Below are 16,025 nucleotides of genomic sequence, written 5' to 3' on the forward strand. Positions count from 1 at the left end.
TGCAAGATTTGATCACGGAGTGAGACACCGAACGGATGCCATACCAGCCTCAGGCACAAACAGGCCACCCATCCAAACTGCTCGCACAGCTGGCCCATCTGGGCACAGCTGCGACTACTGACGCCCTGCCCTGTTTTGCAGAGCGCCTGAGCCGGCTGTTTGGCCTGGGCGACACCATGACCCTGGACGCCGCCACGGCCTACCGCGCTCGGCAGCCCGGCCAGGCGCAAGGTGCTGTGGTCGATAAGCTGACCGCCGAGCTGGCCATCACCCGCCGGGCACTGGTCCGCCGCGTTCACACCTGGGCCGATGAACTGGAACTTGAAGGCGAGCCGGAATGTGAGCCGGTGTTAAATGCCTGGCTGGCATTACAGCGCAAGATCGCGGCCAATAGCCGCCAGTTCAGGGATAAAGTACGCAAATCCATGAAAGATCAGGGCCAGAGCCTGGCCCGCCTGGCTGAGCTGGACGCGGTGTTCGATCACACCATGGCCGGCTACACCGGCCAGTGTTTTTCCACGGTATCCCAGGTGCTGGAACAACGATTCCGGGCCTTACAAACATCCGATGAACAACCCCAAACATCAGGCCAGGCACCCCACGACTGGTTCCACCGTTACTGCGAGGAAGCGCAGGCCTTGTTACTCGCTGAACTGGACGTTCGGCTGGAACCGGTGCTGGGTTTGCTTGAAGCCTGCCACAATGAGGTTAATAACACCCCATGAGTAAACTGTTCTTTACCCTGGCGTTCGCCATCGGCCTTGCTGTCGTGAGCTGGATTGGCGCAGGCTTTATTGGTTCTGACCTGCTGGCCCTGGCGTTCACCGGTCTGATTGGCGCGGTGTATTGCCTGGGTTTTGGCGAGCTGGTGAACTTTCGCCGGCAAACCCGGCAGTTGGCCGGGCAAGTCGGCCAACTGCCGGAAAGCCAGGACCAGGTTTCCCGTTGGTTGAATACCTTGCCCCAGCCGCTTCAATACCCGGCTCAACGTCGCATCGAAGGCCACGCCGCTGCCCTGCCCGGGCCGCAGATCACCCCCTACCTGACTGGCCTGCTGGTGATGTTGGGCCTGCTGGGCACCTTTGCCGGCATGATCGTGACCCTGGGCGGTGCCGCCTCGGCCCTGGATAACAGCACCGAACTCAGCGCCATCCGCAGTGCGCTGGCCGCCCCCATCGCGGGGCTGAGCCTGGCATTTGGTACCTCCATTGCCGGTGTGGCCGCCTCCGCCATGCTGGGGCTGGCCTCTACGCTGAGCCGCCGGGACCGGGCACAGGCATCCCGCACGCTGGATACTGCCCTGCGGGAGAAACTGCACCACCTGTCTGCCGACCATCAACGCCAGCAGGCGTTCCAGGCTCTGGAAACCCAGGCACAAGCCCTGCCGCAGATGGCGTCGGCCATGGAACGTATGACCACGCGCATGGAACAGCTGGGTCAACAACTGGAACAGTCCCTGACCCGTAACCAACAGGAATTCCACAGTACCGTTGGCAACCACTACCAGGCCCTGGCCGATTCCGTCGCCAACTCCCTGAAATCCGCGCTGGATGACAGCGCAAAGCAGGCAGTAGGGCGGATTGAGCCTATTGTCATCAGTGCCATGGAGCAGCTTCAGAGCAATGCCCGGTCCCTGCAAAAGAACTGGGCGGATGATGCCCGCCAGCAACTGGCTGAAATGACCACCGATTTTCAAAAAACCACCAGTGAGGCTGGCGATCGCTGGCAGCAAAATCTGGCGGAATACCAGCAACATTTCAGTCGTAACACCGCAGAGCTGGTGACAAACCAGAAAGCCGGCCTTGAGCAACTGGTCACCACCATTGGCCAACAGCTCTCCGCACTCAGGGAGCAGGAGTCCGGTCGCGCTGATGCGTCTGCGGCACGCATGGAGAGCCTTGAAGCGACGGTGACCAAACACCTGTCAGAGCTGGGCACCGCGCTGGAAGCCCCCATGACCCGCCTGATCGAAACCGCCTCCGAAACCCCGAAGGCAGCCGCCGAAGTGATCCGCCAGCTCCAGTCGGAAATCGCCCGCAACAGCGAGCGGGAAAACGAGCTGCTGGAAGAACGCCAGCGATTGGTACAACAACTGGACAGCCTGCTGGAAAACCAGCGCAGCACCGCCGACAGCCAGCGAGATGCGGTGGCGTCGCTGATCAGTGGCGCCGGCGACACGCTGATCGGCATCAGCGAGCGATTCAACACTCTGATTCAGGAACAGAGCCAGCAGCTGGGCAAACTGGGCGACGACATCACCGGCAGCAGCCAGGAAGTGGGGGCCCTGAGCGATGCGTTCGCGCAGGCCATTGAGCTGTTCAGCCAGTCCAACCAGCAGGTTGTCGACAGCCTGGCGGATATCCAGAAAGCGCTGGATAACGCCGGCACCCGCCACGATGAGCAACTGGCCTATTACGTGGCCCAGGCACGGGAAGTGATCGACCTGAGCGTCAGCACCCAGAAAGATGTGATTGATGCCGCCGCAGCACTGCGCCGGGCCGAACCCAGCGAGGCTGGCTGATGGAACAGCTAGAAGGCGGCGAACAGCAATCGGCACCGGTCTGGGCCATTTTCTCAGACCTGATGGCGGCGCTGGTGGGTATTCTGGCGCTGATCCTGGTGTGGGTAATCGGCATTCAACTGGAACTCAGCCAATCCTTGGCCCAGGAAATCGAGAAGCGGGAAGCGGAAGAGCAACGTCGAATCGCCCTGGAACAGGCCCTGGAAGACCCGCTCACCAAGGGCCTGGTCACCTTTCGGGATGGCCGCATCGGCATCAGCGGCAACGTACTGTTTGAGCTGAACTCGGACCAACTGCAGACCGAAGGTGAGGAGATTCTGGAATCGCTGATTCGGCCCCTGCAAACCTACCTGGAGCAGCACGATGAACTTCTGATGGTGAGCGGCTTCACCGACGACCTGCCCATGCATCCTGGCAACCGTTACCAGGATAACTGGGGCCTGTCGGCCCAGCGGGCGCTCACCGTCACCCGTTCGTTAACAGAACTGGGCCTGCCCAACGACCGCGTCTTCGCCGCCGCCTTCGGCCCGCACCATCCAGCGGTACCCAACACGGATGCCGAATCAAGAGCCCAGAACCGACGAGTGGAAATCAGTACCGTGCCCCGGGCACCTTCGGCGGCCACGGAACCCGAAACCGGGGCAGGCAACGGATGATGAACCAAGCCTCCAGCCTTTCATTGCTAGAGAACCTGAAGCAACAAGGCGCAGACCGGTTTGATCCGGTTCGCTTTCGTTATCTGGAGTCCTTCGAACAGCGCCTGCGTGCGAACGGACTCCAGCAGGGCGGTCACTGGCGGAAGCTAGAGCAGGCCATTTCCGATTATCAGGCCAGGTTAGAGGGTGCCGAGCAGCCCAGGCAGGCACCCGCTGCCCCTGAGCCATCCCCCATTTCATCCCTGCTGGACCGGCTGAATCAAATCACAGAGACACCGGCCGAAGCCCCGAGATCAACGTTGGAACAAAGGGTGTTTGGAGAGACTTCAGAGCTGGAGCAAACGCGCACGGCATCAAGCTCCAACAGCCCACAACCGCTCAAGGCGATGATCAGAGCAAGAGCGGATCAGGGCACTCAGGCCCTTCAGGAGCGCATCCGCCATGCGATTGAGAGCACCCCGAAAGAGGCGGGGCCGATGAACGCACACCGGCTGGTTAGCCGGGCGCTTGCGGAAATGCAGACGTTGTCGCCGGAGTATCTGGAGCGGTTTGCCCGTTATACCGATACGTTGCTGGCGTTGGAGCGACTGGCCAAAAGAGGGTTGGAGAAGAACCTCTGACGTAACGAGCCTCACGCCGGAACAAGGCCTCCCCGCTCAGGGGGAGATTTCTTCCAGGTAGGTTTCGCCATCCGAGTATAGCGATGCAAATTCCTCTTCCGGGACAACGGTCACGGCAATCTCCGGCTCATGATCACCACCGCCCAGCAGCACGCCGCGCATCGGTGTGGTATCAGAGAAGTCCCGGCCCCAACCGAGGGTGATGTGTTCCAGATCCGGCCGCAAAGCATTAGTTGGGTCCAGCTCCAACCAGCCGAAATCCGGCACGAATACGGCCACCCAGGCATGGGTGGCATCCGCGCCAACCAGCCGCTCCTTGCCCTCCGGCGGATGCGTCAGGATATAACCGCTCATGTAACGGGCGGCCAGGCCAATCGAGCGCAGACAGGCAATCATGATGTGGGAGAAATCCTGGCATACCCCGCGACGGGCCTTGAACGCCTGTTCCACCGGGGTGAAGGTTTCCGTCGCCGTCGCATCAAACTTGAAGTCGCGATGAATCATCCGCATCAGGGCATCCGCCGCCTCCACCAGAGGTCGTCCCGGTAGGAAGGCCTCTCGGGCATAGGCAGCGTATTGCGAATCTATCGGCACATTGGTGGAGACAAACCGGAAGGCGGTGGCCTGCAGGTGGTCCGGCGGGAACTTTCTATCTGCCCGGTATCGCAGGTTGTCACGCGCGATCTCCCACGGCATTTTTGCAGCGGATGCCGAGGGTTGGGGCCGGTCGCGCAGCTCCACCCAGAATTCGCTGATGATCTCCAGGTACTCATGATCGGCGTTGAAATGAATCTTGGTAATCCGGTTGCCAAAGCAATCAAGGAAAGAACGCCTTGCCGACGGCTCTGGAGAGATCGCCAGATGATGCTCAAGGTTCTTTTGCCAAGGCAGAGCCCGCGGCGTAAGCCTCAGCAAATGGTGGGACTCCCCCACCAGCTGATCGTACTGGTACAGGGTCTCATGACGCACATGGTAACGGACAAATGTCATGACGAACGCCTCAATCCGGTTTCACACGCTGGTCGGAATACCGGGTGTGAATGAAATACTGCCGCTGGATCTCATCCGATACACGATAGGCCTCAGACCGGATGTCACACAATAGCTCTGCCAGGCTATCGCAAGCTTTGTCCGGGCGCTTGCGCTCGAAAGGATGTAAATCCAACGCCTGAAGCCGCTGCAGCGATTCGTTCAGATCTGGAGGAAATAGTTGCCCGGTTTTCCGCCCCATCTCCGGCAGATCCTTCTGCAACTGGCGAAGCTGGAACATGATGGAATGGGGGTTACTCCCGTCGATCACGAGGGTATGAAGCACGCCCAGGAGCTCCGGTGTCCGTCGATACCGGGTCCGATAGGTCACTTCCGAGTTAGCCACTTCCAGCAGCCATTCGAGCATTGCGTTGCGGCTGAACCGGTCGCTGAACAACGGCACGCAGATGAGCGTACAGAGGTTGGCCAGCCGCTCCAGGCGCCGGCCAATCACCAGGAACACCCAGCTGCAATCGCGGGTGATGTCGTCCATGGCAAAGCCGGCCAGGGAGATGCAGTCCAACAACACCAGATTCAACGCCCGGATCGACTGGTCCGGGGTGGTTGGCGCTGGGCTCAATGGCTTGCCTACCCGATTGAGCGTGTGCCAGTTGTCCGAAGACAGCCTGTCCCGCACCTGGCTGGCGTTGAACAACAGTGCCTGATGAATAGACGCAATGGAGCCCGGAGACTTGGCATCACTGACCGCTCTGAGCAACAGGTCGGGCAGCGGCTCCGGCACCGCGTCCTCCTCGGGTTCCGGCAGCGTCCCGAACTGTTCGGCTGCCTGTTGCAGCCCGAGCAGCGCTTCCTCACTGGCCTGGTCGTGGCCCGACAGCCTGTTGAACGCCGCCCGCAATAACCGGGCGGTACCCTCTGCCCGCTCCGAATGGCGGCCCATCCAGAACAGGTTTTCACCAACCCGCGAGGGCGTGTCCCGCTCGCCGTCCAGCAGGTCAGACACCTGCAACCGTTTTTTGATCAGTGATTTGGAGGGCCCCGTGAAGCGTGCTTCCACCCAGGTATCCTTAGACAGCCCCCCCCTTTGCATGGAGATGACTTCCACACCCTCGTCCATGGCCACCCGGGTCAGCCCACCAGGCATGACCCGCCAGCCGGAGGGCGTGGCGGCGGCAAATAACCTGAGACCAATAGAGCGGGTGGCGAGCGGCTGGTCCTGGTCGCCCTTCCAGACCGGCGCCTGTGAAAGGTGGACCAGCTCCTGCCCCACAAAGGCATGGGGATGGGCATGCATCTTCTTGATCAGTGCATCCCGCTCCGCGCCCTTCACCTGATAGCCGAACACCGGCTCCATTCGCATACTTGCAAAAGCGGGCTTGATCACCAGTTCGTCCAGGTGTTCGATCACATAATCCAGAGCAGGTTTCTCACCACACCACCAAGACGCCACCGATGGCATCTCCAACGACGCACCCAGCAGTTTCTTCGAGATCTCCGGCAGGAAACCAAACAGCGCGGCACTTTCCAACACACCGGAGCCCAACGCATTCGCCATCAACACCTTGCCTGCCCGCACCGCTCCCAGCAGCCCTGGAATACCGAGCACCGAATCGGCGCGAAGCTCCAGTGGGTCACAGAAGCCATCGTCCAGCCGGCGGTAAATGGCATGCACCCGCCGCAGACCCTGAAGGGTCTTGAGGTACACCGTGTCATCACGCACGGTCAGGTCCTGGCCTTCAACCAGGGGCAAGCCCAGGTAACGGGCCAGAAACACATGCTCGAAATAGGTTTCGTTGAAACGGCCAGGGGTCAACAGGACGCATAGCGGCGTCTCGGTTCCGGCTGGCGACATACCCACCAGGCTGTTCTGGAAACCCTGGAAGAATTCCGAAAGGTTGGTCACCGGCAGGTTGTGGAAGGGCGCCGGGAAAGCGCGGGAAATCACCAGGCGGTTCTGCAGGGCGTAGCCCGCACCCGAAGGCGCCTGGGTTCGGTCCGCCATCACCCACCAGCCGCCGTCCGGCGCCCGGGCCAGATCCACGGCGTATAAATGCAGGAAACGACCTCCGGCGGGTTGAATGCCCTGACAGGGCCACTGGAAACCGGCCTGACCATAGACCAGGGCCGGCGGCAAGAGGCCTTCCTTCAGCAGCGATTGCTCGCCGTAAAGGTCGGCCAGAACGCTGTCCAGGAGCTCAGCACGCTGGGCCACAGCTTTCGACAGCCATTGCCACTCATCGGCGCCCAGGACCAGTGGCAGCAGATCCACTTCCCAGGGCCTGGTATCGCCACGGGGATCTTCGTAGACGTTATAGGTTACGCCATCTTCGGCAATGGCATTGGAAACCGCCTGAGCCCGGATGTTGAGACTGTCGACTGACTCCAGGTTCAGCTGCTGTAACAATGGCCACCAATGAGCCTGCGGCCCGGAACCCATGGAACCAAGTTCATCAAACCGATCCGGTACCGGATGGTACTGGCGGAGGATGTCCGCTACTGCGCGCTGTTTCGCCACCTTGAATTCAGGCTCCGTTTGTCAGTGAGCTGGAAGCATAGCCGCTTTATACGCTCCGGAGCCAGCCTCAAACTACGCGTCCAGGCATCTTATTGGTGATATCGCAGATCCAGGGTAAATGGGAATTCCCGGTGCTCCTGAACCGGCCGCAGGGGTTGCTTGCCGGAGCTGTGCCCCATTCGGAAGAAGCGCGCCATACGGCGACCTTCAGCCTCGAACGAATTCACCGGCAGAGTCTCGAAATTGCGGCCACCAGGGTGGGTCACGTGGTATTCACACCCACCCAGACTTCGTTCGTTCCAGGTGTCTACGATGTCGAACACCAGCGGCCCGTCCACACCAATGGTCGGGTGCATGCACAACGACGGCTGCCAGGCCCTGTAGCGCACCCCGGCAACGGATTCACCCACCATACCGGTTGGCTGAAGCGGCAGCGGCACCTCATTGCAGGTTATCTGGTAACGATCCGGGGCCGCACCACGTACTTTTACCTGCAATCGCTCCAAGGAAGAGTCCACGTAGCGGGCCGTGCCGCCAATTGCCCCGTGCTCCCCGGTCACGTGCCAGGGCTCCAAAGCCGAGCGCAGCTCAAGGGTGATCCCTTTAACCTTGTAGTCGCCGATTCGCGGGAACCGGAACTCGAAATGTGGCGCGAACCAGTCACTCTCCAGCGGGTACCCCTGCGCCTTCATATCGTCGATTACATCTTCGAAGTCCTGCCAGACATAGTGCGGCAACAGGAACCGGTCGTGGAGCTCGGTGCCCCAGCGCACCAGCCCACTTGGTTTATAGGGTTGCTCCCAGAATCGGGCCACCAGCGCCCGCAACAGCAGCTGCTGGGTCAGGCTCATGCGGGCGTGGGGTGGCATCTCGAAGGCCCGCAGTTCCAGAAGGCCATGGCGCCCGCCAGGGCCATCCGGCGAATACAGCTTGTCGATACAGAACTCGGCCCGATGGGTATTGCCGGTCACATCCGTGAGCAGGTCTCGGAGCAGGCGGTCTACCACCCACGGAGCGACCTTTTTGCTGACCGGACACAGCCGCTCCATCTCCCTGAAAGCCAGCTCCATCTCGAACACATGGTCGTTACGGGCCTCGTCAATCCTGGGGGCCTGGGAACTGGGCCCTATAAAGAGGCCGGAGAACAGGTAAGACAGACTGGGATGGTTATGCCAGTAGCTGATCAGGCTGCGCAGCAGATCCGGACGCCGCAGGAACGGGGAATCCTCGGCCTTCTGCGACCCCAGCACAAAATGGTTGCCGCCGCCGGTGCCGGTATGACGGCCGTCCATCATGAATTTCTCGGAAGTCAGACGGCACTCGTAGGCGTCTGCGTAAAGCGTCTCGGTCTGCTCGACCAGTTCATCCCAAGTGGTCACCGGCTGCACATTGACCTCGATTACACCAGGGTCCGGGGTAATCCGGAAGTGGTTCAGTCGTGGGTCCGAGGGCGGCTCGTAGCCTTCCAGCAACACCGGCTGCTCCAGCCCGGCGGCGGTTTTCTCGATGGCCGCCACCAGCGCCAGGTAGGGCTCGAGCTCAGCCAGCGGCGGCATGAAAACCCGCAGTATGCCCTCCCGGGGCTCCACGCACAGGGCAGTGCGGACCACCTCCGGGGAGGACTTCCCTTGCTCAGGCGCCTTCTGTTCAATGGCCTCCTGCTCCGACCCTGGCTCTACACGCTGTCCGCGGCTGTTCCACTGGCGGATCTCCTCGTTTTTTGCCAACGGGCCCCGGGGCGCGAACGGATCCTGAGGGTGGATCCAGGGGTAATCCGCCTCCGCCACCCAAGGCTGGCTGTCCAGCGGCAAACGGTGGCCCATTGGGGAGCCGCCCGGCACCAGGTAACAGCGCTCACTGCGCAGGAACCAGGGGCCCGTCTCCCACGTCTGTTCCTTTTCGGAGACCCGCAGGGGCAACACGTAGCCCACCGGCTTATCCAGGCCGCGACTGAAAATCTGCTGGAGCTGTTTCCGCTCCAGTGCGTTTTCCAGACGGGAGTCGAAGGGATCGACGTTGACCGGCAGGCGCCGCTCGCGCCAGAGATAATAGAAGGCATCCTCAAAAGCCGGGAACACCTGTTCGGCATCCAGGCCCAGCTCCTGGGTCAGGCTCTGTATAAAGCGCTCGGCCGCTTCTGCGGTGGCGCCGCTGTTGGTGCGTTCGTCCGCCAGCCAACGTTCATCCTGCCAGATCTGTTCTCCATCCTTGCGCCAGAAACAATTCAGGGACCATCTGGGCAGCGGTTCGCCCGGGTACCACTTGCCTTGGCCGAAGTGTACCAGCCCGCCAGCACCATAGCGGTCCCGCATCCGGTGGTAGAGTTCGATGGCTTTTTTGCGCTTGGTGGGGCCCATGGCCTCGGTGTTCCACTCCGGCTCGTCCCGGTCATGATTCGCCACAAAGGTGGGTTCGCCGCCCTGGGTCAGGCGCACATCGAGCTCAGTAAGGCGCTTGTCGACATCATGACCTAGCCCAACAATGCGCTGCCACTGGTCCTCGGTGTAGGGTTTGGTTACCCGCGGCGCTTCCCAAATGCGCTGGACGCTCATCTGGTGCTCGAACTCAACCTCACAATCCTCCACCATGCCAGTAATGGGCGCGGCGGAGGACGGATCGGGGCTGCAAGCCAGGGGAATATGCCCTTCCCCGGCAAACAAGCCGGAGGTAGGGTCCAGCCCCACCCAACCCGCGCCGGGCAGGTAGACCTCGCACCAGGCATGCAGGTCGGTGAAGTCTTCCTCGGCCCCGGAGGGGCCGTCCAGTGCTTTCTGATCCGCCTTGAGCTGAATCAGGTAACCGGACACGAACCGCGCCGCAAGCCCCAGGTGCCGGAGTGTCTGAACCAGCAGCCAGGTGGAATCCCGACAGGATCCAGAACCTTTTTTCAGGGTTTCCTCCGGCGTCTGGACACCCGGCTCCATCCGGATCAGGTAATCGATCCGATCAGAAACACGCTGGTTCACACCCACCAGAAAATCGACACTGGGGGTTTCCTTGCGGTCTATGGTGGCCATCCACTTACGGAAGTCCGGTGTCTCCGGCAGTTTCTGTAAGTATGGTGCCAGCTCTGCCGTCTGCCATTCCTCGTAGTCGAAAGGAATGGTCTCCGCCCGGGGTTCCAGAAAGAAATCAAACGGGTTGATCACGGCCATCTCGGCAACCAGGTCTACCGTGATCTTCAGTTCATCGGTTTTCTCAGGAAATACCAGACGGGCCAGATAATTGGCCTGCGGATCTTGCTGCCAGTTCAAGAAGTGACCTTCCGGCTCAACCTTCAGCGAGTAGCTGAGAATGCGGGTTCTCGCATGCGGACACGGTCGCAAGCGAACGATCTGAGGCCCCAGGGTAACCGGGCGCTCGTAGCGATAGTGCGTGGTATGACTCAGGGCAACGTGAATCGACATGAAACCTATCTCGCAGGCGAATATGTTTGGGAGTTTCAGGCTGTCTCGTAGACAGGAAACCAGGTCTCTGCAATGTCTTCGTGAAGCTCACCGATCTCCAACTGCAAGTTTTCCAGGAACAGGATCCCCTCATCCTTACGAATAAGCGCATCCACGTCTCCTTCCCGGGTGTGACGTACCGCCTGTAATGCCGTGCGTAACGGAATCTCGTTCCTTGGCAAACGACCGAGGGCACTGGCCACCTCGTTGAGGCTGTGCAGCACCGATCGCGGAAACGGCTCGTTCTGCAGCAGAAAGCGAATGACCTGGGGTCCGCTAACCTTGCGTCGAACATTGTGACGGTACATCTGGAAGGCACTCTGATAACGCAGCACGCTGGTCCACAGCAGCCCGCCGTAGGTTTCGGTGCCATCCCAGCCATCCAGGAACTGCAGGGCACCCACTTCAATCTGCCGGGTGGCCATGTCAGCCCGCTCCAGGTTGCGCCCGACCCGGATGAAGTCATACCCCTCGTCGTGACTCATACAGCCGGCAAGCAAGCCATTGAGCATCTGGCAGCGCCCCACGATTTCGTTCAGGAACTCGTATCGCGCGCGCTTGCCAACCCCCTGGTCTATGTGTTCCAGAATGTACCGGTAAAGCTCGTTGATCACCTCCCAGGCATCGGTCGGAATCTGGTCCCGAGTCGTGCGAACATTCTCCCGGGCCGCTTTGATGCAGGAGGCTATGGAACTCGGGTTGTAACCATCGGCCATCAGGAACTTCACACAATTGCGCTCATCGGCCTTCTGGTGGTGCTGATCGAACAGGGCTTCCATTCCGGTAACCGCTACCAGACTCTTCCAGGACAGTTGGGTTTCTCTCGGCATATCCAGCGCCAGGGAATTGAAGGCCATGATCATCCGGGCGTTGTTCTCGGCCCGCTCAAGGTATCTGGCCATCCAGTACAGTCGTTCCGCTACACGTGACAGCACATCAGTTCTCCTCGTCCACGATCCAGGTATCCTTGCTTCCACCGCCCTGGGAAGAGTTCACCACCAGGGAGCCTTTGCGCATCGCCACTCGTGTAAGCCCTCCAGCGGTTACGTAGGTTCGTACGCCCTGCAGCACGAAGGGCCTCAGATCCAGATGCCTTGGCGCCAGGCCCTCGTCGCAAAGGGTCGGCGCCACCGACAGGCTCAAAGTGGGCTGGGCGATGTAGTTGCGCGGGTTCTTCTTGATCAGCCGGGCAAACTCGGTGCGCTGCTTCTTGGTGGAATGGGGCCCAACCAGCATCCCGTAGCCCCCGGATTCGTTCGCCGGTTTCACCACTAACTCGTCGAGGTGTTCGAGGACATACTCCTGGTCCTGCTTGTTCACACACATATAGGTGGGCACGTTCGGGATGATCGGCTCCTCATCCAGGTAGTAGCGGATCATGTCAGGGACGAACGCGTAGATGACCTTGTCGTCGGCCACGCCGGCACCGGGTGCATTGGCCAGGCCAACCTTGCCATTGCGCCAGGCCCGCATCAGGCCCGGCACGCCCAGAGTGGAATCCGCCCGGAACTCCTCCGGGTCCAGGAAATCGTCATCAATGCGGCGATAGATCACATCCACACGTTCCAGGCCCTCGACCGTGCGCATGTAGACACAGTCATCCTCACCAACCACCAGATCAGCCCCTTCCACCAGTTCTGCGCCCATACGCTGGGCCAGGAAGGAGTGTTCGAAATAGGCGGAGTTGAAAATGCCCGGCGTGAGCACCGCAATTTTCGGATGGTCCTGGGGCCTCGGCGAAATCGATGCCAGCATGTCGAACAGCTGGTTGGTGTAGTCATCCACCGGCAGGATGCTGGTGTTGTCGAACAGCTCCGGGAACACCCGCTTGGTCAGCTGCCGGTTCTCCAGCATGTAGGAAACACCCGAGGGAACCCGCAGGTTATCCTCAAGGACATACACCTTGCCGTCCTTATCACGCACCAGGTCCGATCCGCAGATGTGTGCCCAGACCCCCAATGGCGGCGTAAACCCCCGGCACTGCTCGCGGAAGTTCTTGGAGTTGGCGAACACATACTTGGGGATCACCTTGTCCTTGACGATGTTCTGGTCGTTGTAGATGTCGTTGATGAACATGTTGAGGGCCGTCAGGCGCTGCGCCAGTCCCTGCTCGATGGTTTCCCACTCGCGGAGCGAGATCACCCGGGGAATGATGTCAAAAGGCCAGGCCCGGTCGATATTTTCGCCCTCACTGTAGATGGTAAAGCTGATCCCCGTCTCCAGAATCGCCAGTTCGGCAGCCTGCTGGCGCGCCTGAATCTCCTCGGAGTCAAGATTGCCCAGGTAGTCGGTAATCGCCGTGGCTGCGCGCCTGGGCTTCCCTTTGGCGGCGATCAGCTCATCATAGAAGTCGTTTGGGTCGTAGTTTTTCCAGTCAATCGATTTGTTCTTCTTCATTTGATGTCCTTTCATTAACCACCGTGAACTATTCGGTGTACCAGGCGAAGCTTTTCCACCACCGGAGGAGGAAGCACAAAGGGGTAGGCGTCTTCATGCCCCATGCTTCGGTTCAGGCTGTTGAGCGCAAGCGTCAGGGGCAACCAGTGCTTGATCAGCGCATCGAAATCATCGGCCTGGTAAGGATCAAACGCTGGGCCCGGTTCGCTGCTCACCATAGGGCTCTGGCGAGCGTTCACCCGCATCCCGAACTGCCAGGCGGTTTCCAGTGTATCCACCATATGCAGGTAGTGTGCCCAGGTCTCCGCCCAGTCTTCCCAGGCATGGCTGCTGGCATAGGCGCTGATGTACCGGTTTTGCCAGTCACTTGGCGGGCCGTACTGGTAATGCTGATCCAGGGCTTGCGGGTAGTCTCTGGTATCGTCACCAAAAAGCGCCCTGACTTTATCCAGCCAGGGACTGTTACGAACCAGCAGATCCCAGTAGTAGTGACCGGACTCGTGGCGGAAGTGCCCCAGAACAGTGCGATAGGGCTCAGCCATTTGGTTACGCATCCGTTCCCGTTCCACCGGGTCCGCCTCGGCAATGTTTATGGTGATGACACCATTAGCATGGCCGGTTGCTACCTTGGAGCGCTCATCAAACATCGCCGGCTGGTCGGCCAGAAAATCGAAGGCCAGTCCAAACTGTTCTTCATTGCGGGGGGCGCAAGGCAGCTTGAGCCGCAGCACCGAATACACCAGGCGTCGCTTCTCCTTTTCCAGACGCAGCCAGAGATCGTGGTTTTTCGGGATACTAAGATTGGGAATGGTGCGATTCAGGCGGCAGGCGACGCAGAAGGTGTGGGGATCGGTTTTGGGGATCAGCCAATTGCAGGCTTGCTGATTCTGATAGTTGTCACACAGCCGATAGAGGTCACCACTGGCGACACTCGCCCAGGTGGCATTACCTTCTGGCTCGATAGCCAGCAAATCCATGACATCCGGAGCAAAGCCCAGGTCCGCCCCGCAGTTGGTACAACGACTGTTTTCAAAATAAAGCAGGTTGGCGCACCGGCCACAATGGAACAGCTTCATTGGAAGGCATCCTTGGCCACCATCGGCAAGACCATGCCTTCAAGTATTGGCCATCCAGGCCAAAATGCAAAGAATCCTCAAATAGGTACGAACGCGCACCGGATCATCAGGAAAGCCCGAGCCCTTGTTTGGGAGTAGCCAGGCGAGCGAATCTGACAACCTGCACTAGTATGTAGGTATCCAGACATCTGATTGATCGGGAAATCCGGAGGCAAACCAATAATGAAAATCGGTATCCCAAAGGAAATCTTTGAGGACGAGCGGCGGGTGGCCGCTACGCCACCCTCGGTTCACAAACTGATCGGCCTGGGTTACGACGTGATCGTTGAAGGTGGCGCCGGGGAGGCAGCGAACTACTCCGATGCCGCCTACGAGAAAGTGGGCGCTGCCATCGCCGCTGACACAACCATGTTGTGGAAGGAGTCCGATTTTATCCTGAAAGTCCGGGCGCCCATGGAGAACCCGGCGCTGGGCAAGCACGAAGCAGACTTGATGAAAGAAGGGGCGTTTCTGGTCAGCTACCTATGGCCGGCGCAAAACCCGGAGCTCCTGGAAAAGCTGGCCGCCAGAAAGATCACGTCTTTCGCCATCGACAGCCTGCCCCGCATCAGTCGCGCCCAGAAGATGGACGCCCTCAGCGCCATGGCAAACATCGCAGGCTATCGGGCAGTGATTGAGGCGGCGAATCACTTCGGACGTTTCTTTACCGGGCAGGTAACGGCTGCTGGCAAGGTGCCACCGGCGAAAATTATGGTGATCGGTGCCGGGGTGGCGGGCCTCGCAGCGATCGGCGCCGCTAACAGCATGGGCGCGATCGTTCGGGCTTTCGATACCCGACTGGAGGTGAAGGAACAGGTCGAGAGTATGGGGGCCGAGTTCCTGGTGCTGGATTTTGAAAACGAGGATGGCAGCGGCAGCGGCGGCTACGCCAAGCAGATGAGCGACGAATTCATCAAGGCGGAGATGGCGCTGTTTGCGGAGCAGGCGGAAGAGGTGGATATCATCATTACCACCGCCCTGATTCCCGGCAAACCGGCACCGAAGCTGATCACCGCCGACATGGTGAAATCCATGAAACCCGGCAGCGTGATCGTGGATCTGGCCTCCGAGCGGGGCGGCAACTGCGAGCTTACCGAACCCGGCAAGGTAGCCCATCACCATGGCGTCACCCTGATCGGCTACACCGATCTGCCAAGCCGGATGGCCAAGGTGGCCAGTGACCTGTATGCCACCAACCTGGTGCATCTGCTCACCGAGCTGACACCGGAAAAGGACGGCCAGCCAGTGGTGAACATGGAAGACGAAGTCATCCGTGGCCTTACGGTAGTGCACGAGGACGACATCACCTGGCCACCGCCAAAACCGGAATCGCCGGTCAGCCCCAAACCGGCACCGGGCACCGAGGAGCCCTCAGCCGAAGCAAAAGCCGCCGCCAAGAAAAAGGCCGACCGCCGCAGCCAGATCGGCAAGGGCGTGTTGTTCGTGGTCACGGCACTGGCACTCTACGGAGTCGGCGCCCACGCGCCAGAGAGCTTCCTGCAACACTTCACCGTATTCGTGCTGGCCTGCTTCATTGGCTGGCAGGTGATCTGGAACGTTACGCCTTCCCTGCATACACCCTTGATGAGCGTCACCAATGCCATCAGCGGCATCATCGTAATCGGCGCCATTCTGCATCTGGCCCAGGCGGAAAATATTGCCGTGGGCATCATGGCGTTTGTCGCGGTGCTGATTGCCAGCATCAACGTGGGCGGTGGCTTCCGGGTCACCCATCGCATGCTCAAAATGTTCCGCAAGTAGGAGA

Annotated in this window: 11 protein-coding genes; 5 read left to right on the plus strand and 6 right to left on the minus strand. The window is 60.2% G+C overall.

Annotated features, from left to right (window positions below; all coding sequences use genetic code 11):
• Positions 1-35 precede the first annotated feature (35 nt).
• Genes QUE75_RS15205 through QUE75_RS15220 form a run of 4 tightly spaced genes read left to right on the plus strand, consistent with a single transcriptional unit; the run spans position 36 to position 3,797 of the window.
• The gene (locus QUE75_RS15205) at positions 36-725 is read left to right on the plus strand and encodes a DUF3348 family protein (protein ID WP_286251418.1); all 690 of its coding nucleotides are present in this window, start codon (positions 36-38) and stop codon (positions 723-725) included.
• Positions 722-2,521, plus strand: coding sequence for a coiled-coil domain-containing protein (locus tag QUE75_RS15210; protein WP_286251419.1), 1,800 nt, complete (start codon positions 722-724; stop codon positions 2,519-2,521). The genes QUE75_RS15205 and QUE75_RS15210 overlap by 4 nt, the downstream gene beginning before the upstream one ends.
• A complete protein-coding gene (locus QUE75_RS15215; RefSeq protein ID WP_286251420.1) occupies positions 2,521-3,177 on the plus strand; it encodes an OmpA family protein in 657 nt (218 codons plus the stop codon). The genes QUE75_RS15210 and QUE75_RS15215 overlap by 1 nt, the downstream gene beginning before the upstream one ends.
• Entirely contained in the window at positions 3,174-3,797 is a 624-nt protein-coding gene (locus QUE75_RS15220; RefSeq protein WP_286251422.1) for a DUF2894 domain-containing protein, read from the plus strand. Before QUE75_RS15215 ends, QUE75_RS15220 begins: the two co-directional genes overlap by 4 nt.
• A 36-nt stretch (positions 3,798-3,833) precedes the next feature.
• On the opposite strand, the gene QUE75_RS15225 is transcribed toward QUE75_RS15220, so the two are convergent.
• The 6 genes from QUE75_RS15225 to QUE75_RS15250 form a co-directional block, all read right to left on the minus strand.
• Complete coding sequence (locus QUE75_RS15225; protein ID WP_106694788.1) at positions 3,834-4,787, minus strand: transglutaminase family protein; 954 nt, start codon at positions 4,785-4,787, stop codon at positions 3,834-3,836.
• A gap of 10 nt (positions 4,788-4,797) precedes the next feature.
• Complete coding sequence (locus QUE75_RS15230; protein WP_286251425.1) at positions 4,798-7,302, minus strand: circularly permuted type 2 ATP-grasp protein; 2,505 nt, start codon at positions 7,300-7,302, stop codon at positions 4,798-4,800.
• A gap of 89 nt (positions 7,303-7,391) precedes the next feature.
• Positions 7,392-10,709 (minus strand): transglutaminase family protein, encoded by a 3,318-nt coding sequence (locus tag QUE75_RS15235; protein ID WP_286251427.1) that lies wholly within the window; start codon positions 10,707-10,709, stop codon positions 7,392-7,394.
• Positions 10,710-10,744: 35 nt separating this feature from the next.
• The gene (locus QUE75_RS15240) at positions 10,745-11,683 is read right to left on the minus strand and encodes an alpha-E domain-containing protein (RefSeq protein WP_286251430.1); all 939 of its coding nucleotides are present in this window, start codon (positions 11,681-11,683) and stop codon (positions 10,745-10,747) included.
• A gap of 1 nt (position 11,684) precedes the next feature.
• Complete coding sequence (locus QUE75_RS15245; RefSeq protein WP_106694784.1) at positions 11,685-13,145, minus strand: circularly permuted type 2 ATP-grasp protein; 1,461 nt, start codon at positions 13,143-13,145, stop codon at positions 11,685-11,687.
• Between the two features lie 14 nt (positions 13,146-13,159).
• Entirely contained in the window at positions 13,160-14,221 is a 1,062-nt protein-coding gene (locus tag QUE75_RS15250; protein WP_286251434.1) for a zinc-binding metallopeptidase family protein, read from the minus strand.
• Between the two features lie 222 nt (positions 14,222-14,443).
• On the opposite strand from QUE75_RS15250, the gene QUE75_RS15255 reads away from it, so the two are divergent.
• Positions 14,444-16,021 carry a Re/Si-specific NAD(P)(+) transhydrogenase subunit alpha gene (locus QUE75_RS15255; RefSeq protein WP_286251436.1) on the plus strand — a complete coding sequence of 526 codons (1,578 nt, stop codon included), beginning with the start codon at positions 14,444-14,446 and terminating at the stop codon, positions 16,019-16,021.
• The last annotated feature ends 4 nt before the right edge of the window (positions 16,022-16,025 follow it).

It is taken from the genome of Marinobacter shengliensis (assembly GCF_030297115.1).
Lineage (GTDB): Bacteria > Pseudomonadota > Gammaproteobacteria > Pseudomonadales > Oleiphilaceae > Marinobacter > Marinobacter shengliensis.

Coding starts and splice junctions, on each gene's coding strand:
- QUE75_RS15210 (WP_286251419.1), top strand. CDS start 722: ATGAGTAAACTGTTCTTTACCCTGGCGTTCGCCATCGGCCTTGCTGTC.
- QUE75_RS15245 (WP_106694784.1), bottom strand. CDS start 13,145: ATGAAGAAGAACAAATCGATTGACTGGAAAAACTACGACCCAAACGAC.
- QUE75_RS15215 (WP_286251420.1), top strand. CDS start 2,521: ATGGAACAGCTAGAAGGCGGCGAACAGCAATCGGCACCGGTCTGGGCC.
- QUE75_RS15225 (WP_106694788.1), bottom strand. CDS start 4,787: ATGACATTTGTCCGTTACCATGTGCGTCATGAGACCCTGTACCAGTAC.
- QUE75_RS15220 (WP_286251422.1), top strand. CDS start 3,174: ATGATGAACCAAGCCTCCAGCCTTTCATTGCTAGAGAACCTGAAGCAA.
- QUE75_RS15205 (WP_286251418.1), top strand. CDS start 36: ATGCCATACCAGCCTCAGGCACAAACAGGCCACCCATCCAAACTGCTC.
- QUE75_RS15255 (WP_286251436.1), top strand. CDS start 14,444: ATGAAAATCGGTATCCCAAAGGAAATCTTTGAGGACGAGCGGCGGGTG.
- QUE75_RS15250 (WP_286251434.1), bottom strand. CDS start 14,221: ATGAAGCTGTTCCATTGTGGCCGGTGCGCCAACCTGCTTTATTTTGAA.
- QUE75_RS15235 (WP_286251427.1), bottom strand. CDS start 10,709: ATGTCGATTCACGTTGCCCTGAGTCATACCACGCACTATCGCTACGAG.